Raw genomic sequence first — 18,891 nt, 5'->3', positions numbered from 1 at the left:
ATCTTCACGCGCTGGTAGTGACCGAGGTAGCCCTTGGTCTGTAGTTCTTCGTGCAGGATCTTCGCGCTGTGTTGTCCTTCGTCCCAGCGTTGTCGCAGGTAGTCGAGGTAGGGGTCCAGCGTGGAGGGCTTGCGGGGCGGCCGGCGCATGACCTCCTGCCAGGTGCGGGCATGGGCGTACTTGCCGACGGTGCGACGATCCAAGCCGAGCTCACGGGCTACGGAGCTGTGGCTCCGGCCGGTGCGGGTCAGGGCTTGGACCGCCTCGAACAGGCTCCGGGCATGGCGCCCGGCCCGGCTGTTTGTTGCGGCGTTCTCGGTTGTCTCCTCGGCCGGCGGGCGATCGTCCTCGCTGACCGGCGGCAGGGCTGCTGGCAGGCAGCCGCGGTGGGCAGAGGCGATGTCCTGAACTCGGCGGGACAAGCCCTGCCAGAGGTGGAAGCGGTCGCTGACCTGCACGGCTTCCGGGGCGCCGGCTGTGATGCCCTGCCGGTAGGTGAGGGAGCCGTCGCGGCAGGCGACCTCGACGCCCGGATACTCGCGCAGCCAGCGCCCGAGCTGTTCCGCGTCACGTCCTGCCCAGAGGGTGAGTGGGAGCCGGGTGGTGGCGTCGACGAGGAGGGTGCCGTAGGTGCCGCCGTGAAGAGCGAAGTCGTCGACCCCCAGGACCCGGGGCGTGACCAGTGGTGGAAGCGACACCCGCATCAGCTGGGACAAGACGGCGACCCGCGAGAGCCTGATATGCAGCCCGCTGGTTCACCGGATCTCGTGCGAGCGCGGACCGCTACCACCGCATCGGAAACCTCAATCGAGACCACCTGCACATCGGACAACTGCGGTAACAAGCTGACCAGTTCGACAGAGCACAGCCACAGGCTGCCCATCCTACGGACCGGCCGACCGCGGCACCGCGATGATCTCCGGCTACGAAAATCTTGCCAGAGCCCTGAAAGTGCAGAGGTAGGTACAGCTGAACGTGCACCACGGCGGTGCTCGATGCCCGGTCCCAGCGATATGTGGGCAGTCCCGCTTCTGTGGGTAAGAGGACCGTTGTCCCTGTTATCTGTAGGCAGAGCGGCCCCCAGTTCCAACGCCGCCTGCCCGTCGCCACTCCTCTTCCCGGTCCCGCCCTCGTCGGACTCGCCAGGAGTGCCCCACGGTAGTGCGCCGCATCGACCGGTACGCGGAAGAGCAGTCATTGCCTCGACCGAGGCCTCCTGAACCCCTCAATCAGCTTCTGACGATGCAAAAGGGATGCCCAGCCGGATCGGTGAGGACCCGCGCTCTATCGCCATGCGGCTGGTGGTCCGGTTTGCCCGCACCCAACTCCAGCAGCCGGGCCGCGGCCACGTCCAAGTCCTCATCGACCTTGAAACAGATATGGAGCTGCTGGGGAACGATCTGGCCCGGCCAGCTCGGAGCCCGGAAATCGTCGACCCGTTGAAAACCGATGAGGAGACCGTGTTCGCCGTTGAGACCCGCGAAGTCGGCATCTGACTTCGGGTGCAGTTCATGGTCGGTTGCCTGCTGGTAGAACGCCGCCAGAGCCAGCGGATCAGAGCAATCGAGCGTTATCGCAACCAACTTCATCTGCATGAGCATGGCATCTCCGAGCGATCGGTGGACTTCCCCGATAAACACCCTAAAGGCGGCTGCCCACGGCTCAGCGGGACACCGACCGCCGACCCGTCCCACTCAACCGTAGGCATTGCGGCTCAGAGCCTCCGCCTGCCCACAGCTATCTGGGACAGGACACTCGAGTCCGTCGGCTCTTCAGTCCTGTCGGCCGTGGGTGAGGCGGGCCGCGCGGGCGGTGAGGTGGCGTCGCTCCGGTGTGCTGCTGGTACGCCGGGCAGCCTCGCGGTACGCGTGAGCCGCCGCGTCGTGGTCGCCGCGTTGTTCCAGGAGGTGGGCGCGGACCGCGAGCAGGCGGTGGTGGTGTGCGGTGCGCCGGTCGGAGTCCAGGGTCGCCAGCAGGTCGAGCCCGGCGGCGGGGCCGTGCACCATCGCGACGGCGACCGCGCGGTTGAGGGTGACGACCGGGTTCGGCGCGAGGTGCTCCAACAGGTCGTACAGGGCGAGGATCTGCGGCCAGTCGGTGGCGTGGACGTGATCGGCCTCGTCGTGGACGGCGGCGATCGCCGCCTGCAGCTGGTACGGACCGACCCGGCCCTCGGGCAGGGTCCGGCTGATCAGGTCGACGCCCTCCGTGACGAGCCGGCGGTCCCACAGGGCGCGGTCCTGTTCGGCCAGCGGCACCAGGGCGCCGTCGGGCCCGGTGCGGGCGGCACGGCGGGCGTCGGTGAGCAGCATCAGGGCCAGCAGTCCGGCGGTCTCGGCGTGGTCGGGCAGCAGGCGGTGCAGCAGCCGGGTGAGCCGGATCGCTTCGGCCGACAGGGCAGGCGCGGTCAGATCGGTGCCTGCGGTGGCGGTGTAGCCCTCGTTGAAGACCAGGTACAGCACATGGAGCACCGCTTCCAGGCGTTCGGCCCGGTCCGCCGGCTGCGGCAGGCGCAGCGGCGTCGCGGCATCGTCCCGTCGCAGCAGGGCGGTTGAAGCTGGGGGCAGCTTGAACCGGGAGGTGCCGGAGAGGGTGGGAAGCAGCCCCGACAAAGCCGGGACGTGCCTCTACTGCCAGATGGCGCGGGTCCGGCAAGCGAGACGGAGAGGAGTACGCGAGGAACCGGCGTCTACGCCTCCTTAAGGCACGCCAGCTCGAACCTGGTGGATGAGGGCTGGATGCGGTGCGTCCCTGCTGGATATTCGGCTAGCGGGGAACTTCCCGGGTGGTCTATTCCTGCCGCGCGCGGAGGCCACGGTGAAGTGCTGCGGGGTAGCCGTGGCGAGGCCGCGGGGGCATAGCCGGGCTCCTACTCCGACGATCGAACAACGAGCGAACACGGGAACCGTCCCGGTTCCGCCCTCCTCCCACGCATCCAGCTCAGGCGGAGGGCAGGGCCCACCGTCGGCCGATCTGGCCGGGACGGGGCGGAGCCGCCGTAGTACTCCGAGCCGGGGAGAGCCCGGCACATGGGGAAGGGCGGCAGCGGTTTCGAGAAGGGAAGGAGGCTGCAATGCCGAAAGACGCACCGCTGAACAGTAGTGCTCCCGAGGCCTCGCTGGGGTCTCACCAGCGGGTATCGGGGATGCAGACCAAGCTTCACCGTTGGGCGGCAGCTGACCATGGCAGCAGGTTCGACGATCTGTTCAACCTCGTATGCGCCCCGGCGACGCTGCTCGTGGCGTTCGAACGGATCGCAGGAAACAAGGGAGCCCAGACCCCGGGCGTCGACGGCCTCACAGTCGTCAACGTCGAGCAAAAACTCGGCCTCCCGGGCTACCTGGAGGACCTGCAACGCGTACTGAAGACGGGTGAATTCCGCCCGCTGCCGGTGCGCGAACGCAAGATCCTCAAGCCCGGCGGAAGCGGGAAGGTTCGCAAGCTCGGCATCCTGACCGTCTCCGATCGGGTGGTCCAGGCAGCTCTCAAGCTGGTGCTGGAACCGATCTTCGAGGCCGACTTCCTGCCGGTCTCCTACGGCTTCTGGCCCATGCGGCGCGCACACGACGCGATCGCCGAGATCCACCGCTACGGCACCAGCGGCTATCGCTGGGTACTGGACGCGGACATCGAGGCGTGCTTCGACTCCATCGACCACACGGCCCTTCTGGACCGGGTGCGCGCGAGAGTCAAGGACAAGCGCGTGTTGCGACTGGTCAAGGCGTTTCTCAAGGCTGGCGTCCTCGCTGAGAGCGGCGGCCGCGAGGAGACCTTCATCGGCACCCCGCAGGGCGGCATCCTCTCCCCGCTGCTGGCGAACATCGCCCTGTCCGCGCTCGACGAGCACGTGATGGAGCCGTGGGAGCCGGGCGGGAGGATGTCCATCAGAGGCAGGCGGGCACACCATCGTCTCCACGGCCGCGCGAACTGGCGCATCGTCCGCTACGCGGACGACTTCGTCGTCCTGGTCGACGGTAGCCGTGACGACGTCGCCCGCCTGCGCGAGGACATCGCCGACGTACTGCACCCTCTCGGGCTGAGGCTGTCACCGGCCAAGACTCAGATCGTGCACTGTCGGACGGGTTCGACCTCCTTGGGTTTCACATCCAGTGGCGCCGCAAGCGAGGCTCGAACAAGTGGTACGTCTACACCTTCATCGCCAAGAGGCCCATCCAGCAACTGAAGGACAAGAGCGGTGCCCTGACGAACAGGACGTCGCAACACGACCCGGGGACCGCGCTGAAGAGGATCAACTCGATTCTGCGCGGCTGGGTTAACTACTTCAAGCACGCGGTATGCAAGACCACGCTGAAAGCCCTGGACCAGTTCGTGTGGCGACGGGTGACCAGCTGGTGGATGGTGCTGCATCGCGGGAAGTGGAAAGACGTCCGTCGGCGCTTCACCGACCACAACGGCCGGTGGCACAAGCTCTCGGCGGACGGGATCGAACTGTTCTCCATGGTCTCGACCGCGGTCACCCGCTACCGATACCAGGGCAACACGATCCCCAACCCCTGGAAACTCAAGCACGCTTGAACGGCAGAGACCGTGGAGAGTCCGGTGCGTTGAGAGCCGCACGCCGGGTTCGGCGAGCGGCACGGAGAAACGGACCGGTGGCAACACCGGCACCGCGCTCCGTGTCGACTCAACAATCGGCCCTGCCGTCACCGACGCGGTGGCACTCGGCGAGTGTGCCGTCGAGGAGAACGCAGTCCGGGTCGTGCGCGCGCAGCGTCTTCAGCAGGCCTGGCGCCTGCTCTGCGAGATGGCCGGTCACTGCAGTGACGTAGGCGTGGGCGGTGCCGCCGGATATACCGAAGGCTCCCGTGATCTGGGCGAGGGTGTCGTGGCGGCGCAGGTACACGAGTGCGATCAGCGCGCGGCGGTGCGGCGGAAGTTTGCACCGCCGGTCACTCTCGCGGGTGACGATGAGCATCGTGACCCACTCGACCAGGGCGTGGGGCAGGTCGAGTGCGGCAGGCTAGGGAACCAACAGGACTGCTGTACTGCTGAGTTGAGGCGTCGAACACCTGCCTCAACGGCACGGGGGCCCTGTCCGTTGCGCACCCCGACCCCACACCTGCCCGTCACCCGATCAGTGGCCACCCTGACAACGCTCTCTGTCCCCTCCGTAACCACATGCGGAGGAACGCTCAACCACCACTGGTCATTGCCCGCACTTCTTGCTTGCCCCGCGCCACCGACCGCCCGAAGAACGGCTTCGCGAACGCCTCGTGCCGGTGATCAATGATCACGTCGGCAAACCGGGCCTTCCATTCCTCCACCGGATGCCCCTGAAGGCCCTCGCGGACCTTCACCCGCAGCCTCGCCGCATCGCGCTCCGACATCCCTGGGCACCGGGCGAGCACAGCGTCGGAGAAGTCATCTGGATTCAGAGCTGAATTCGTCACGCTCTTCCAACGACGACCAAGCCCCTCGGACGCGGCCCACTGCCAACGAACGACTCCCAGCAGCCAGGGGGGCCGGCTCAGGCGCGCCGGGCGTAGCGGTGCAGGCGGGTGCGGGAGTCAGGGTTCGTGAGACTGAGGGCGGTGGCGATGGTGTCCCGGCCTCTCGGGGGAGCCGCCCCGATGATGGCGTTCGAAGCCGAGACCTTGCTGCCGCTGCCGCGCACTCGTTCGTGCTGGCCCGCTGGTCAACGGCAGTGGTCGGGTTGCGGACATCCACGTCAAGGTCGGCCGCACCCTCGACTCGGTTCCCTGAAAACTCGCACTCCGATCTGGTGCCGCACTCAGGCATCCGAAGGGGCAACGCCTGCCGGGCTGTCGTCGACCAGCTGCTGGAGGTCAACGCGTTCTACCGGCTCCGGGCCGCCCAGGGAATCGTGGGGCTGAGGAGGTACGGCGAGGTGAGGCTAGAGGCCGGCTGCGCGAGGGCCATCGCGGTCGGAGATCCGTCCAACCGGACCACCGAGGCCATCCTGATTGCCAGCACCGAGACCGATCCGGAGCCCGAATCAAGCGAGGGCCGTGGGAGCCGCGGCGCCGGCGGTGGTTATGTCTGGGCGGCGACGAGTTCGATCTCGAAGCGGTCGGTGCTCTCCAGGTATGCGGCGTGCTGGTGGGTGCCGCCGGCGTGGGGGTGGCGGTCTGGGAAGAGGAGCGTCCAGCCGTTGCTGATCGCTTTTTCGGTGAGGGCGTCCACTTCGTCGGTGGTGGGGACGTGGAAGGCGAGGTGGTTGAGGCCGGGTGCGCAGCGGTCGTGTTGGTGGTGGGTGAGTGCGGGTGATTGTTCGAAGACGAGGTAGGTGTGGTTCAGGCGCCAGCTGCGTCCGTTGTCCCAGGTCTGGTGGAGGGTGTAGCCGAGGCTTTCGAGGAGCCAGCCCCATTCGGTGGTGGCGCGTGGGAGGTCTGGGACCCAGATTTCGACGTGGTGGAGGGTTCCTGCGGGGGGCGGGGTGGGGGCGTTGGTGGTGTGGGGCATGGTGGTGGGCTTCCTGGGGTGGTGGGCGGGGCAGGTTGGGCTGGGTGGGCAGGGTATACCGGAATGCGATGTTTCCTTCTAGGTCTCTCGATCAGTCATATAGGAGAGCAATCAAGACAGTTCATCCTTTAGGTGACTGATGAATGATTCATGGTGGTAGGCCCGTCTGTGCTGGTTCAGGCCGGGGCCTGCGTGCAGTGGCCCAGGCGCGCCGACGGGAGGGCGTGGTGTGGTGTCAGAGCTGCTGTGTGCGGTGGATCCGCTCAAGAGCCGTCTCGCTCTCGTGGTCAAACGCGGAGCTTCCTCCTATCTGGGGGCCGGAGAGGTCGGCTGCGGCTCCGGGCCGGTATCGGTGGTTGAGGACGGTCAGGGACGTGTGTTCGTTGCCTCTCGTGTGTCGAACGTGGTCGGCGTCGTTGATCTGGCCCGGCGCCGGCTGCTGAACGGCATCAGGGCCGGCTGGGCTCCGAGCAGTCTTGCCCTTGCCCCTGACGGGGTTCTGGTGGTGTGCAACGCGGGGTCCGACTCCATCTCCGTCATCGACATCGGTGCCGGCGTGGAGATGGGCCGCGTGGCGGTGGGTCGTGAGCCGCGGCAGGTTGTGATGGCGCGGGACGGCCGGGTGGCGTATGTCTGCGAGCAGGGAGCGGGGTCCGTCTGCGCTCTGGACCTGACCGGTCTTCAGTCCGGCCGCTCGGGTTCGGTGTCGGTGGCCTGGCGCACCGTGCTTGGCGCGCATGCTCAGCCGCGTGTTCTTCTGCCGACGAGCCTGGGGCCGGCGTTGGTGTTGTGCCGCACGGCGGACCGTTTGCCGGTGATTGATCTGGCCTCAGGTCGGGTGATGACCGAGGTCGCCCTGTCCGGGCCCGGCAGTCCGAGCGGTGCGGTGGAGGTCGATGGGGGGTTCGCGCTGGTGACGCTGGAACGCGCGGGTGTGATCGCGGTGGTGGACCTCCTGGAGTGGTCGGTGACCCGGACCATTCCGGTCGGAACCTGCCCTTCGGGGATCGTGGTCGATCCGGATGATCAGACCGTGTACTGCCCGCGCCCCCTGTCGGGGGACATTGCGGTGATCCATCTCGATGGTGTGGACCTGTCCACCGAGGAGGGGTGGCCGCAGTTCGAGACTGTGCAGGCCGGCGGGGCACCGAGCAGCGTCGCGGTGGTTGGCTGCCTGGCGCCCGGCCCCTGACTCTTCCCTGTCCCCCGCCCGGCGATGACGGAAAGGCGGAACGCATGGCTGGCCCTCCCGGGCCGCGGTCGTTGAACCGCGGGCAGTATCCGGACCGCGGTGCGCTGGCTGCTCTTCTGGGGCCCACTCGTGCGGCGGTGCTGCTGATAGTGGCTGAACGGCCGCACTGCACCACCAGTGCGCTCGCCGAGGGCATCGGAGTGTCGGCGGCGACCATCTCCCACCACACGACAGTCCTGAGGAGTTCGGGGCTGATCACCACCCGGCGCAGCGGGGGTGGTGTGCATCATGCTCTCGCCGCTCTGGGCGAAGTGTTGCTCAGCGGAGTCGGCGGCGCCGGGCGCTGAGACGTGAGCGCTTGTCGGCCCTGGCCGGGTCTTCCGGCGTGGGGGCTGATGGGGCAGGTGGGGCAGGTGGGGATTGCTGGTGCGGGGGCGTGTTCGTTTTCACTCCAAGGAGTTCCCGTCGGGGCGTTTATTTGGTTGTTCAGATTCCGTGCCGGGGGCGCTTCATAGTGTCTTTCGGTAGCACGGGGCGTGCGCCCTTTTAGAGCATGCTCGAATAGCTTGCCAGGGGGATTGGCTGGGGAACAGACTATTGCCCGTTCTTCAAAGCGTGTTCGCTGCGAGGCCGGCACGCCTGGACGATGGGGTTATCTATGCCTGTTCAGGGTGTGGCGCACAGGGATGCGGAGAAGCCTGTCGGGGCTGTTGCGAAGGTGACGGTTTCTCAGATGTTTTCCACTCCGGTGGCCCGGATGCTCTTTCCGTACGCGGACGAGGTGGCTGCTCCTTTGACGGAGCGGATCCTTCAGCGGCCGGGGGCAATGTCGAAGGATTTCGGGTACAAGACGGAGACGGCGGGTGAACTGGTCCGATGGGGCGGTGAGCCGGCGGTGCGGCTGACTCGCTGGGTGTGTGCGGCTGCAGGCCGGTTCGTGGAGTCGTTGACGGGCCTGTCCTTGTCCGAGGCATTCGAGCGGTCGGCCGGCCTGGAGGGCGAGGAGGGTACCCAAGGGCGGCAGGTGCGGGTGGCGGCCAGCCGCAGCTGGGCGTCGGTCTACCGTCCCGGGGACCGGCACGAGGCGCACTTCCATCCCAACACTGCTCTGTCGGCGGTGTATTACGTAACGGCGCCGAACCTGTGCGAGATCAATTTCCTGGACCCCAGGCCGAACGTCGACTATTTCGACTCCGGCATTTCTCTGGCCGGCGACAGCCACCGTACCCGGATCACGTGCAAGCCGGGCGAGCTGGTCATCTTTCCCGGGTGGCTGCGTCATTCTGTTCCCACTTTTCATGAAGAGTCGAAGCGTATCTCTATCGCCTGGAATCTCAATTACGTTCTCGACTGACCCCCCGAACTTTCTGCCGCCAGGAAAAACCCACCAGGAGAAAAGGGAACCACATGCGGAACATCCAGCTGTTTTCGACGGACACCGACGACGGTGTCGTCTCGGTCGTGGCCAAGACGGGTCCGGGCGAGCATCGGACCGTCGCGCAGATCCCGATCGGCAACGCCCCCCGCGGCGGGGTGAAGTTCACGAAGGACGGCCGCGGCTTCGTGTGCAACACGAGCCAGAACACGCTCTCCGAGATCGACGCGGTCACGCTCAAGGAGGTCCGGCGCATCGAGGTCGGGCACGGGCCGCGCGGCATGGGCATCGTGCCGGGCGAGCGCTACCTGCTGGTCTCCAACTCCGGGTCGAACTCGGTCTCGGTCGTGGACATCGAGCTGAACGTGGAGCTCCTCCAGATCGCGACGGGCCGCGACCCGCGCCACATGGGCATCACCGCTGACGGACAGGTGGCCTACGTCTGTGTGTGGGGCGAGGGCTACGTCAGCAAGCTCGACATCAGCGCTCTCAGCGGCGCCGGCGGGAATCCGGAACAGGTCACGGAGCTGGCCCGCATCCCCGTCAACCGTGAAGCGCACCCCTACAGCCTGGCCATCGACCCGTCCGGGCGTCGCGTCTTCGTCGCCAACACCCAGGCGGACTACCTCACCGTCATCAGCGTCGAGACCGACGAGACCACCCACATTCCGGTCGGCTCCAGCGGCGGGCGGGCGGTGGCCTTCACCGACGACGGCAGGTTCGCGCTGCTGACGGTGGAGAACACCAGCAGCATCGTGGTCGTCGACGTGGAGACCCTGGAGGTGACGCGGAGCATTCCGGTCGGCCCGGGCCCGCGCGGCCTCGTCGTCGACCCCGCGGACGAGACGGTCTACATCACGAACTTCGCCCGCGCCAACATGATGCTCGGCCACCCCGACTTCGCCCCGAACTCTCTGACGATGGTCGACCTCAAGTCGGCTCCGCTGGACCGGGACGAAGGGGTCTTCGAGTACGAGGAGATCTACGTCGGGTACGGGCCCTGCTCCGTGACCATGTTCGACCTCGACAGCCTGCCCGCCGACGAGCGCCAGCGGCGCCTCGAACGCGCAGAAGCCCAGGCCTGATCCCCGCTGGGGGCCGGAGACCGCCCCCGCGGTCCCCGGCCCCCTTCGCTTTGCCCGCCTGATTCCCCATGTCCACGCCCCAGCGCACGTGGACGGGTCCCGTCCCTTGCCGCCGTCAGAAAGCAGAACCCCGTGGCCGATGTGATGTTCCGTGCCCTCCAGCCGTGGGCGGTCGTGCCGGACAAACCCCGGTTCGACCGGGCCGGGGCGCGCGCCGAGCGCGACGCCTACGCACAGTCGTTCCGCTACCTGCGCATCCCGCGCCTGCCCGCCGACTGCCCGCCGTGGGTTCTGGGCCAGGAGCTGGGGTGGACCGTCCGCTCTCCCATCGAGGTGACGATGAGCCCGCTGGAAGACCTGGGCATCGCCGTCCCCGACCAGGAGAACATCCGGCAGGTCGGCCACCGGCTGGGCCGCTCCGGACTGTGGCAGCGCGGTGAGGACTGGCTGGCGACGAAGGACGCCGACTGGCTTCACCTGGGCGACTACCGCGGCCAGGACGGCGCCTGGGAAGGCATGTTCGTCCCCAACGGGCACGGGACGGTGGAGTGGAGACTGGGCTGGTCCGCCCGCATTCCGGAACAGACGTTCCTCATGGTCATGCCGCTGGCGCTGGCCGGACTCGAAGTACCGCTGGGCGTGATCTCCGCGAAGACCGTCAACGCCATGACCGCCCGGGGCGGCATGAGTATCGCCGTACGCCCCGCATGCCCGGTCACCCTGCACCGCGGCCAGGCCGTCGCACGCCTGGTCCTGCTCCACGCCGACACCCTGCGCGCCACCGCCGCCACCGAACCCGAACGGCCTGCCAACAACGGCACGGGAGGTGCGCAGGCATGATGTTCACCCGCAAAGCCTTCGCTGTGCTGGGTCGCCGGCCTGTCGGCCCGCTCCTCGCCCTGGCCTTCGCCGCCCGCACCACCGCCGCGGTCCTGCCCATCGCTCTGCTCCTCGCGCTGGCCGACCGCTACGGCTACGGCCGCGCCGCCCTGGTCGGCGGCAGCACCACCCTCGTCCTGGCCCTCCTCGTTCCCCTGCGCGGCCGGCTCCTGGACCGTGCCGGACACCGGCACGCACTCCCGGTCATGGGCGCCTGCGCGATGGTCCTGACCGCGGCGGCGGCCCTCAGCGTCGCCGCACGCTGGCCCTGGTGGACCACCCTCCTCCTCGCCCTCACAGCGAACATGAGCAGCCCGCCGCTCAACGCGGCGCTGCGTTCCTCGTGGCGCCGCCTGGTCACCAGCCCGCAGGACCTGAAGGCTGTGCACTCGGCCGACAGCATCCTGGAGGAAGCCGGCTTCGTCGCCGCACCGCTCACGGCCGGAGGCCTGATCGCGTTCCTCGGCCCCGTCGCCGCCTACGAGAGCGCCGCCGCCCTGTTCCTGGCAGTGATCGCGCTCTACCTGACGGCCGCCCGCACCTACGGACTCACCCCCACCGGACCCTCGGCCGCTCCGGTGCGCGCCAGAGCGGCGCAGCGCGCGCACCGGTGGCTGGGGCCCCTCGCCCAGCCCCGCATCGTCATGATCATGCTGCCGCTGCTCCTCATGGGCAGTCTCTTCGGTGGAATGGGTGTGTACGTTCCCGCTTACAGCCAGCACGAGCACTCCACCGCCCTCATCGGACCCCTGCTCGCCGCGACATCCGCCGGCGGTGTCATCGGGGGCCTGCTCTACGCTGTTCTTCCCACCAGCCGGCTGCCCCTGTGGGCTCTCTACCGGCTGCTGACCGCAGGGTTCGCCCTCCCCGCGTGTTTCCTCCTGGCCGCCCGGCCTCCCTGGGCGCTGGGTGCCCTTCTGGTCCTGTCCGGGCTGTTCGTCCCCCCGCTGTTCATCAGTGCCTTCCTCCTGGTCGACGCTCACGCCAGCGACGACGTCCGCACCGAGGCCAACACCTGGGTCGCCGCCAGCACTGACGTATCCAACGGCATCACCGCCGCTGTGATCGGCGCGCTCGCCGCCCAGCAGCGCTTCACCACCGCCCTCACTGTCCTCACCGGCTGCGCCGCCTTCGGCCTGCTGACCGCCGCACTCCTGCCCGCACCCAAGCCCGCGGCCACCGGCGCGACAGAAGCCGCCGCACACGGCGAAGTACCGGCCGGAACATGACCCCACGGCAAAGGCCCGTCATCACCTTGTCCCCCGCGGAGGCCCGGCGCCTGGCAATCGCCGCCAGCGGCATCCACCCCCTCCTGCCCGAACCGACCGTCGGGGCAGTACTGGACCGGCTGCGGATCATCCAGCTCGACTCCATCAACGTCCTGGCCCGGGCCCACCAGCTCACCCTCACCAGCCGTCTCCCCCACGCCACCACCGCTACGGTCGACGCCGGCCTGCGAACCACCCCACCCGTGGCCTTCGAGTACCCGGCCCACGCCCACGCCCTGGTCCCGCTCAACGACTGGCCCCTGTGGGCCTTCCGCCGCCGCGCCACCCGCCGCCGGCCCGAGTACCCCGAACCCGCCGAGCGCGAGCGCATCCTCAGCCTGATCCGCGAACGCGGCCCCCTCACCCAGCACGAACTGCGCCAGCCCGGCGACCGGGCGAGCAGCGGCTGGTCCTGGGGGGCGGCCAAACACTCCGTGGAGTTCATGCTGTGGGCAGGCGACCTCATCTGCGTCCGGCGCACCCCGCGATGGCACCGGCTCCTCGACCTCCCCGAACGCCACCTCCCCGCGGAGCTGAGCACTGACGCGCAGTCCGATGCCGAGTGCCTCACCGCCCTTCTCACCCACGCAGGGCGGGCCCTGGGCATCGCCACGACCAGCGACCTCGCCGACTACCTCCGCATCCCCACCCGCACCGCCACACCGCTCCTCCCCCACACCCCGCTACTTCCCGCCTCTGTCTCCGGCTGGAACGAAGCCACCTGGGCACATCCCGACGCCCTCACAGCCCCAGGAGCCCCCGACAGCCACCCCCAGTTCCTCGGACCGTTCGACAACCTGATCTGGCACAGACCCCGCACCCAGCGCCTCTTCGGGTTCACTCACACGCTGGAGGCCTACAAACCCGCCCACCAGCGCCTCCACGGCTACTACGTCTGCCACCTCCTCGCCAACGACCGGCTCATCGCCCGCGCAGACCTCACCCGCACCGGACACACCCTCACCAGCCACCGCACCACCACGGAACCCTCAGCCCCGCTCCACACACCACAACTCCTCAGCGAGGCATACGCCCGCATGAACACCATGACCGGCATGCCGGGCAACACCCCCAGCACACCAGAATCCTGACCACCCACCCCCAGGGCGGCCCTCCACCGTTCTGGAAGACGTGCAAAAGGACACAGCGCCTCGCCGCCAATTCGGGCATGGGGACTTCGCCGTGGATCGCGCCGGATGACCTGTGCGCGAGCGTGAGTGGCAGGCTTTGACCAAGTCCGAGGAAGCTCAGTGCCTGTTTTCGATCCTCGGCTTTGAGTAGCTTTGGGCCCTAGGCTGGCTGGGTGTCCGAGGACGCCGGCGAGGCCGGGGAACGGATGTGCGGGGGCTGCTGTGAACGGTTGCGGCCGGACGCACGGCCCGGCGCCGTGTACTGCTCGGCAGTATGTCGGGCCAGGGAGTGGCGCTGGGAACGCAGGCTGCGCAAGCGGGTGGCCGCGGAGTTGAGTGGCGTCGGCAGGGTCGAGTGCCCCGAGTGCGGGGCGACTTGGGTGGCCGGGGTGGACCGCCGTTCGAACGCGGTCTACTGCTCGCGGCGGTGCGTCACGAGGGCCTGGAGGGCCCGGAAGGAAACGTTCGGCGAACGGTCACAGTGACCGCATCGCGAACGCATCTGGATCCCAACTCCAGTCAGAACCTGGTCAATTACGGTCATCCGTTGTGATCGTCGTATTTCCGGTCCGACTCTCGGTCGGGAAGCGAGCCGGGTCTCGCCACGGCTGCTTGGCCGTGCACCGGTCCGCGGTGGGTGGTGGAAGCCGTGCCCGAAGAGATCGAGATATCCGACAAGGTCGGCAGTGTCAGCGCGAACCGCTACGGGGAGATCGTCGCTGAGCTGCGGAAACTGGTCGAGACGTCCAGCCGGATCCAGTTCACGATCGGCGACTGTGCACTCGAAGTCGAGCCGATGCGCGAGGCCGGCGGCCAGGAGCGAGGCGATGAGCTGTTCACGGTCAGGACTCCCTGTTCCGTCTCGCCGAGGACATCGGGCTGTCGTACTCGCAGGTGAGGTCCGCGAGGTGGACTGCGTCGAAGTGGCCGGAGAACCGCCGGGTGTCGGGGGTGTCGTTCACCGTCCACAAGATTATGGCGTCCATCGTGGACGACGAGGAACGGTGGGCCACGATCCTCACCCCGCCCGAGGGCAAGAGCCGGTGGACACCGGACGAGGCCAACCGGCGGGTCGGCCGGCAGGTCGTCAACCCCGTCACCCCGCAGGAGAAGATCACCGCGATCCACACCCTGGCGCGCGACGAGGACGTCGCCGCGGCGGTGACCACCGACTTCCTCAAGCGGCCGACGGTCGCGGCGAAAGTGCCCGAGCAGGAGAAGGTGCGGGTCGTGGAGGAGTTCACCCGCGACGAGTCGGTGGCGACCACCGCCGCGACGAGCCTGCTGCGCAGGCCGGACGTCGCCTTCCGGGCGATGTCGGACGACACCGCCCGCCACCAGGTCAACCACGCCCAGGTCGAGCGGGGCCGGCAGGCCCGCGAGCACTTCGAGGAGAGCAGCCCCGTCGCCCCGGCCATTCGCAACATCGACCGGTCGGTGGAGTTCCTGGACCTGGTAACCGCCTGCCACTCTTTCGTCGCGGCCGCCGGCCGCGTCGTCCCCGGCCTGCGCGACCGCCAGCTCGGCGACGATGAGCGCACCATCGTTCACGAGAACGTCGCCCGCGTACGGGCGACGCTGGACTGGATCGAGACCGCGGTCGACACCGGCAAGGTCGACGTCGACGGCGAGCTGGCCAAGCTGCTGCAAGGCGAGTAGGCGATGCCTCGCGCTTCCGAGCGCAGATCACCCGCCGCCCAGCGACACGCCGACACCGTCCGGTTCGTGCTCTTCGAGGCCCGCCCGGCCGGTCTGACCTTCAACCAGCTGGTCAGATCCAGCGAACTCTCACCCCACCAGACCCGCTCGGGCCTGGCCTGTCTGCGGGACACCATCACCGAACGCGGCTGGCCGCCCCTGATCTGGACCAGGAAGGACGGGTACAACTTCTGCGCCGACCCCGCCGAGCTCCAGGCATACGAGGTCGCGGTCATCCGCGGGAAGCTCACCGAGATCCGCCGGTTCATCACCGGGACGGTCGCCCCTCACGCCGCCCTCCAGCCCAAGGGCCGGTGGGTCAAACACCTCAACACCCAGCTCAGCTCCGTCGAGTCCACGCTCGACGTCATCGCAGACTTCACCGATGCCTGACCGGTGGGGGGGGGGGGCGGGGGGGCCCCCCCCCCCCCCCCGGCCGGGGGGGGGGGGGGACCCACCCCCCCCCCCCCCCCCCCCGGGGGGGGGCGCCCCCCCCCCCCGCCCCCCCCCCCCCCCCGGGGGGGGGCGGGGGGGGGGGGGCGGGGGGGGGGCGGGCCCCACCCCGTCCTTGAGGGAGGGAACGTTGCCGCGGCGACGCTGCTATCCCTCCGACACCTGGGACGACGAGTGGGCCCTGATCGAGCCCTTGCTGCCGACACCGGCCTGCGAAACGAAGGCAGGCGGCCGTCCCGAGAAGCATCCCCGCCGGGAGATCGTGGACGCGATCCGCTATGTCGTGGACACCGGCTGCAAGTGGCGGGCCCTGCCCAAGGACTTCCCGCCCTGGCGCACGTGTTACGGGTTCATGGCCCGCTGGGCCGCCTGCGGCGTCGTCGGCCAGATCCGTGACCAGCTCCGCAAACGCATCCGCCGCGAGATGGGCAAGGCGCCCGGAGCGGTCGCCACCGTCATCGACTCCCAGTCGGTCAAGGCCGCCGACACTGTCGGCAGGGACTCCCGCGGCTACGACGCCGGCAAGAAAATCAACGGCCGCAAGCGGCACCTGGTCGTGGACACCAAGGGCCTGCCGCTGTTCGTCATGGTCACCGCGGCCGACATGACCGACCGCAACGCGGCCAGGGAAGTACTGTTCCGGCTGCGGCTGATGCACCCCGAGATCACCATCGTCTGGGCCGACTCCGCCTACGCCGGACAGCTCGTGACCTGGGCCAAGACCTACCTGAACCTGACGATCAAGACCGTCAGCCGCCCGAAGAACGTCCCCGGGTTCGTCGTTCTGCCCCGGCGCTGGGTCGTCGAACGCTCACACGCCTGGATCATGCACGCCCGCAGACACGCACGGGACTACGAACGGCTCATCCAGCACTCGGAGTCGCTCATCACCTGGGCCGCGATCACCCTCATGACCAGGCGAATCACCCGCCGAAGCTCCCGCAGAAGCGGCCAGCCGGCATCCCGCGAAGCACACAGGGACTGATCAATCCGGCGGTGACGGTCACCACCGCCACCCAGAAGCCACCGGCCCTTCGGACCCTCGCCAATCCTCCCACCGCGAGACCGCCGGCGAAACCGCCCAGGACCCACGCGAGCCGGGCAAACCTGGCGTGTCCTCCGCCCGCAGAACCCGTTACGCAGGAAGACGATCTTCTTCAACTCCCCAGGAGGGGCGATGCTGTACGGGTATTGGGCGGTCAGGGCGCGCCGGGCCGCAGTCCGGTTTGTACTGTGCGCGGTAACCGCGATGATGGCCACGCTGGGCGGGATCAACCCCGCCGCCGCCGCGTCCGAGGACTTCCACGTCACGTACGAGAGCGGCACGGGTGACACCACCCGCAACTCGTACTGGGTGGACATCACCGGCACCGTCACCCGCAACGGTGACCAGTACGAACTGACCGCCGTCGTGAAGTCCCGGTGCCATCGGGACGGAGGCCCCTCCCAGGAATGGGGTATGGCCTTCGGGTCGAGCGCTGAGAGCTGGCGGTACGTGACACGGCCCTGCAGCGACAGCAGCCACCCGTATGCACAGGAAACGATCAACGAGACGGGCCCCATGCGCTCGGACGGCCGCGTGTACGTCCAGGCAGGCGCCTACGGCGGAGAGACCTTCGGCAGCTGGGGGTGGGGAACCCAGCGAAGCGTCTGGGTCTGACCACCCGAAGCACTCCGTAGCAGTTCTGCTACTTTCCGTGCATGACTCTTGAACCGACTCGCCGCCGCGCGCTCAAGGTAGCGCTCGGCGGCCTTGTCGCATCATCCATCGCAGCCACCGGCCACCCCGCGTCTGCAGCACCCCGCCGCAAGAAGAGCCTCCCGGAATATCAAGCCCACTACCGCGCCCTGTTCAAGGCATGTGGCAGCGACCTGGACATGAAAGTTCTGGTCGGTAAGCAACTGCTCGACAACTACGACCGCGACGCCCGCGTCTTTCACGCACCCGACCGAGCCGCCGCGGTGCGCATGCACACCGCTCTCGTACGCCAGCAGCACGCCCGCCGCACGAGCGCGAAGTCCTGACGGCCGCCGAGGACAGTGGTGGAAGTTCGACACCGCGGGAGGCTGTCTGAAGGGCCGGGCCGGCCGGCACCTTCTGTCCGCGACACGGAAGGTAGACATGGTCGGCGGCTCCGAGGCCCGCATCACGGCCCGGCCGATGCGGCTGCCAGAGCAGCCCGGACCGCAAGGGTCCCCTGAGGTGCGGGGCGGGGCCGAGATGCCGTCTCAGCCCGCCCCGTACCTGTCAGAAGCACGTGACCTGCACCGAGTCGCCGACTATCCCCTACGCCCCGCAGCCGGCCAGCGAGTGCTCAACGGTGTTCCCCGGGCGGATCCGAGGTCACTTCTTCCGGAAGTGGCTGGGGTAGTCGTCGGCTTCCGCCTTCCTCTTCAGCTCGGTGTCGTCGGGGTGCAGGCTCAACGCTCGTTTGATCAGGACATCCTCGCTCTCCGTCCTGTCCGGATCCGGTACGCAGCACTCCACAGGACATACGGCCTGGCAGGCCTCCTGGTCGTAGAACCCCACGCACTCCGTGCAGGCATTGGGGTTGATCACGTAGATCTCGCCGCCCTCCTTGATCGCCTCGTTGGGGCACTCGGGCTCGCACGCGCCGCAGTTGATGCAGTCTTCGGTGATCTTGATGGCCACTGGTACTTCACTCCTGTTCCCTGGTTCAGTCCGATGACCAACGAGCGAACAGCCAGGCAGTCCCGTGCGGCACCCGCGCAAACTCCGGCAGGGCAGACCGGAGGACTCCGCAGATACCTCCGGTTGGACAACAGGTGCGCCGCGGCTGGTGCCGACGGCGGACCCCGGACACCACGCTGTGCTTCCGTTCCAGGAACAGTCCCTGTGACTGCTCCTGGAACGGAACACCGGGGCTCGCCTGGCGCGGGTGAGAGCGGCGCCAGGTTCTTGTGCCTGACGGCGCCGAGGCGGATGACGCCTACACGCGCGACTCCAAGGCGAATTTGATCTTGTCGCCGCCAGCTACCGGTGTGTGGCAGCCGCCGTTCGTGATCACCACGTCGTTGACGTAGATGTTCCACTGGTGAGTGCTGTCTGCCTCATCGACGTCGATGCCGGTCACGATGAAATCCTTGAGGACCTCGTCGTAGGTGCTCTGCACGTTGAACTCGAACTTGTCGGAGGCGTCAACCAGGGCAGTGATCGGCGTCGAACTGTTGGTGCCTGCGTCGCAGAGGGTGCCGTCGAACACGGGCCGGGGCCCGGTTGCGATGGGCATGGTGCCCTTGAAGTCCGTCCCGGCGACTTCGAGGGTGACCTGAGTGTCCTGGGCTGAGGCCGGTGAAGCGGCCCCCAAGGCAAGGACGACGGCGTCGGGGATCAATCGAACCGTGG

18 protein-coding genes and 5 pseudogenes are annotated in these 18,891 nt (G+C 68.3%); 15 read left to right on the top strand and 8 right to left on the bottom strand.

Features of this window, described 5'->3' with window-relative positions:
* From ACIQMX_RS40890 to ACIQMX_RS40880, 3 genes and pseudogenes are all read right to left on the bottom strand, one after another.
* The coding region (locus ACIQMX_RS40890; protein WP_402486380.1) for a transposase at nt 1-698 on the bottom strand (698 nt) is incomplete at its 3' end.
* Nucleotides 699-1,229: 531 nt separating this feature from the next.
* Nucleotides 1,230-1,601, bottom strand: a complete 372-nt coding sequence (locus tag ACIQMX_RS40885) for a VOC family protein (RefSeq protein ID WP_402486377.1) — start codon at nt 1,599-1,601, stop codon at nt 1,230-1,232.
* Nucleotides 1,602-1,772: 171 nt separating this feature from the next.
* Nucleotides 1,773-2,528: pseudogene (locus ACIQMX_RS40880) on the bottom strand (RNA polymerase sigma factor); the annotation flags it as partial.
* 545 nt (nt 2,529-3,073) lie between these two features.
* On the opposite strand from ACIQMX_RS40880, the gene ACIQMX_RS40875 reads away from it, so the two are divergent.
* The 3 genes and pseudogenes from ACIQMX_RS40875 (at nt 3,074) to ACIQMX_RS40865 (ending at nt 4,536) form a co-directional block, all read left to right on the top strand.
* Nucleotides 3,074-4,183: a reverse transcriptase domain-containing protein gene (locus ACIQMX_RS40875; RefSeq protein ID WP_402486375.1), complete on the top strand. Its 1,110-nt coding sequence runs from the start codon at nt 3,074-3,076 to the stop codon at nt 4,181-4,183.
* Nucleotides 4,072-4,338 (top strand): annotated as a pseudogene (locus ACIQMX_RS40870) (group II intron maturase-specific domain-containing protein); the annotation flags it as partial. The gene ACIQMX_RS40875 and the pseudogene ACIQMX_RS40870, both read left to right, overlap by 112 nt.
* 18 nt (nt 4,339-4,356) lie before the next feature.
* Nucleotides 4,357-4,536, top strand: a complete 180-nt coding sequence (locus ACIQMX_RS40865; protein ID WP_402486372.1) for a hypothetical protein — start codon at nt 4,357-4,359, stop codon at nt 4,534-4,536.
* A gap of 115 nt (nt 4,537-4,651) precedes the next feature.
* Here ACIQMX_RS40865 and ACIQMX_RS40860 read toward each other — a convergent pair.
* The 3 genes and pseudogenes from ACIQMX_RS40860 to ACIQMX_RS40850 all read right to left on the bottom strand — a co-directional run.
* Nucleotides 4,652-4,936: pseudogene (locus tag ACIQMX_RS40860) on the bottom strand (transposase family protein); the annotation flags it as partial.
* 217 nt (nt 4,937-5,153) lie between these two features.
* Nucleotides 5,154-5,348 carry a hypothetical protein gene (locus ACIQMX_RS40855; RefSeq protein WP_402486370.1) on the bottom strand — a complete coding sequence of 65 codons (195 nt, stop codon included), beginning with the start codon at nt 5,346-5,348 and terminating at the stop codon, nt 5,154-5,156.
* A gap of 667 nt (nt 5,349-6,015) precedes the next feature.
* Nucleotides 6,016-6,444 carry a VOC family protein gene (locus tag ACIQMX_RS40850; RefSeq protein WP_402486367.1) on the bottom strand — a complete coding sequence of 143 codons (429 nt, stop codon included), beginning with the start codon at nt 6,442-6,444 and terminating at the stop codon, nt 6,016-6,018.
* A 232-nt stretch (nt 6,445-6,676) separates the two neighbouring features.
* On the opposite strand from ACIQMX_RS40850, the gene ACIQMX_RS40845 reads away from it, so the two are divergent.
* The 12 genes and pseudogenes from ACIQMX_RS40845 to ACIQMX_RS40790 all read left to right on the top strand — a co-directional run bounded on the left by ACIQMX_RS40845 (nt 6,677) and on the right by ACIQMX_RS40790 (nt 17,549).
* Nucleotides 6,677-7,636 (top strand): YncE family protein, encoded by a 960-nt coding sequence (locus ACIQMX_RS40845; RefSeq protein WP_402486364.1) that lies wholly within the window; start codon nt 6,677-6,679, stop codon nt 7,634-7,636.
* 44 nt (nt 7,637-7,680) lie between these two features.
* Complete coding sequence (locus ACIQMX_RS40840; protein WP_402486362.1) at nt 7,681-7,983, top strand: ArsR/SmtB family transcription factor; 303 nt, start codon at nt 7,681-7,683, stop codon at nt 7,981-7,983.
* Between the two features lie 386 nt (nt 7,984-8,369).
* On the top strand, nt 8,370-8,990 hold the full coding sequence (locus ACIQMX_RS40835) for a TIGR02466 family protein (protein WP_402486359.1): 621 nt from the start codon (nt 8,370-8,372) through the stop codon (nt 8,988-8,990).
* A 53-nt stretch (nt 8,991-9,043) separates the two neighbouring features.
* Nucleotides 9,044-10,096 carry a YncE family protein gene (locus tag ACIQMX_RS40830; RefSeq protein ID WP_402486356.1) on the top strand — a complete coding sequence of 351 codons (1,053 nt, stop codon included), beginning with the start codon at nt 9,044-9,046 and terminating at the stop codon, nt 10,094-10,096.
* 132 nt (nt 10,097-10,228) lie between these two features.
* On the top strand, nt 10,229-10,936 hold the full coding sequence (locus tag ACIQMX_RS40825; protein ID WP_402486353.1) for a hypothetical protein: 708 nt from the start codon (nt 10,229-10,231) through the stop codon (nt 10,934-10,936).
* The gene (locus ACIQMX_RS40820; protein WP_402486350.1) at nt 10,933-12,204 is read left to right on the top strand and encodes an MFS transporter; all 1,272 of its coding nucleotides are present in this window, start codon (nt 10,933-10,935) and stop codon (nt 12,202-12,204) included. The genes ACIQMX_RS40825 and ACIQMX_RS40820 overlap by 4 nt, the downstream gene beginning before the upstream one ends.
* Nucleotides 12,201-13,334, top strand: a complete 1,134-nt coding sequence (locus tag ACIQMX_RS40815; RefSeq protein WP_402486347.1) for a DNA glycosylase AlkZ-like family protein — start codon at nt 12,201-12,203, stop codon at nt 13,332-13,334. Before ACIQMX_RS40820 ends, ACIQMX_RS40815 begins: the two co-directional genes overlap by 4 nt.
* A 688-nt stretch (nt 13,335-14,022) precedes the next feature.
* Nucleotides 14,023-15,032, top strand: a pseudogene (locus ACIQMX_RS40810) (DUF6192 family protein).
* A gap of 3 nt (nt 15,033-15,035) precedes the next feature.
* Nucleotides 15,036-15,464, top strand: a complete 429-nt coding sequence (locus ACIQMX_RS40805; protein ID WP_402486344.1) for a RacP protein — start codon at nt 15,036-15,038, stop codon at nt 15,462-15,464.
* A 190-nt stretch (nt 15,465-15,654) separates the two neighbouring features.
* Nucleotides 15,655-16,462, top strand: a pseudogene (locus ACIQMX_RS40800) (IS5 family transposase); the annotation flags it as partial.
* A 239-nt stretch (nt 16,463-16,701) separates the two neighbouring features.
* Nucleotides 16,702-17,184 (top strand): hypothetical protein, encoded by a 483-nt coding sequence (locus ACIQMX_RS40795; RefSeq protein ID WP_402486383.1) that lies wholly within the window; start codon nt 16,702-16,704, stop codon nt 17,182-17,184.
* 41 nt (nt 17,185-17,225) lie between these two features.
* Entirely contained in the window at nt 17,226-17,549 is a 324-nt protein-coding gene (locus tag ACIQMX_RS40790; RefSeq protein ID WP_402486341.1) for a hypothetical protein, read from the top strand.
* A 319-nt stretch (nt 17,550-17,868) separates the two neighbouring features.
* Here the strand turns inward: ACIQMX_RS40790 and ACIQMX_RS40785 are convergent, their stop codons facing one another.
* Nucleotides 17,869-18,177 carry a YfhL family 4Fe-4S dicluster ferredoxin gene (locus ACIQMX_RS40785; RefSeq protein WP_402486338.1) on the bottom strand — a complete coding sequence of 103 codons (309 nt, stop codon included), beginning with the start codon at nt 18,175-18,177 and terminating at the stop codon, nt 17,869-17,871.
* A gap of 298 nt (nt 18,178-18,475) precedes the next feature.
* Nucleotides 18,476-18,880, bottom strand: coding sequence for a hypothetical protein (locus tag ACIQMX_RS40780; protein ID WP_402486335.1), 405 nt, complete (start codon nt 18,878-18,880; stop codon nt 18,476-18,478).
* Nucleotides 18,881-18,891 lie beyond the last annotated feature (11 nt).

Origin of the sequence: Streptomyces sp. NPDC091416 (assembly GCF_044756845.1) — a bacterium.
GTDB lineage: Bacteria > Actinomycetota > Actinomycetes > Streptomycetales > Streptomycetaceae > Streptomyces.
The sequence above is the reverse complement of the archived record's forward strand: the minus strand, read 5'-3'. Positions and strand labels throughout refer to the sequence as shown.

What these genes read in the sequence shown, in the direction of transcription:
- ACIQMX_RS40885 (WP_402486377.1), bottom strand. Translation starts at nt 1,601, where the DNA reads ATGCTCATGCAGATGAAGTTGGTTGCGATAACGCTCGATTGCTCTGAT.
- ACIQMX_RS40875 (WP_402486375.1), top strand. Translation starts at nt 3,074, where the DNA reads ATGCCGAAAGACGCACCGCTGAACAGTAGTGCTCCCGAGGCCTCGCTG.
- ACIQMX_RS40865 (WP_402486372.1), top strand. Translation starts at nt 4,357, where the DNA reads ATGGTGCTGCATCGCGGGAAGTGGAAAGACGTCCGTCGGCGCTTCACC.
- ACIQMX_RS40855 (WP_402486370.1), bottom strand. Translation starts at nt 5,348, where the DNA reads ATGTCGGAGCGCGATGCGGCGAGGCTGCGGGTGAAGGTCCGCGAGGGC.
- ACIQMX_RS40850 (WP_402486367.1), bottom strand. Translation starts at nt 6,444, where the DNA reads ATGCCCCACACCACCAACGCCCCCACCCCGCCCCCCGCAGGAACCCTC.
- ACIQMX_RS40840 (WP_402486362.1), top strand. Translation starts at nt 7,681, where the DNA reads ATGGCTGGCCCTCCCGGGCCGCGGTCGTTGAACCGCGGGCAGTATCCG.
- ACIQMX_RS40835 (WP_402486359.1), top strand. Translation starts at nt 8,370, where the DNA reads ATGTTTTCCACTCCGGTGGCCCGGATGCTCTTTCCGTACGCGGACGAG.
- ACIQMX_RS40830 (WP_402486356.1), top strand. Translation starts at nt 9,044, where the DNA reads ATGCGGAACATCCAGCTGTTTTCGACGGACACCGACGACGGTGTCGTC.
- ACIQMX_RS40820 (WP_402486350.1), top strand. Translation starts at nt 10,933, where the DNA reads ATGATGTTCACCCGCAAAGCCTTCGCTGTGCTGGGTCGCCGGCCTGTC.
- ACIQMX_RS40815 (WP_402486347.1), top strand. Translation starts at nt 12,201, where the DNA reads ATGACCCCACGGCAAAGGCCCGTCATCACCTTGTCCCCCGCGGAGGCC.
- ACIQMX_RS40805 (WP_402486344.1), top strand. Translation starts at nt 15,036, where the DNA reads ATGCCTCGCGCTTCCGAGCGCAGATCACCCGCCGCCCAGCGACACGCC.
- ACIQMX_RS40795 (WP_402486383.1), top strand. Translation starts at nt 16,702, where the DNA reads ATGCTGTACGGGTATTGGGCGGTCAGGGCGCGCCGGGCCGCAGTCCGG.
- ACIQMX_RS40790 (WP_402486341.1), top strand. Translation starts at nt 17,226, where the DNA reads ATGACTCTTGAACCGACTCGCCGCCGCGCGCTCAAGGTAGCGCTCGGC.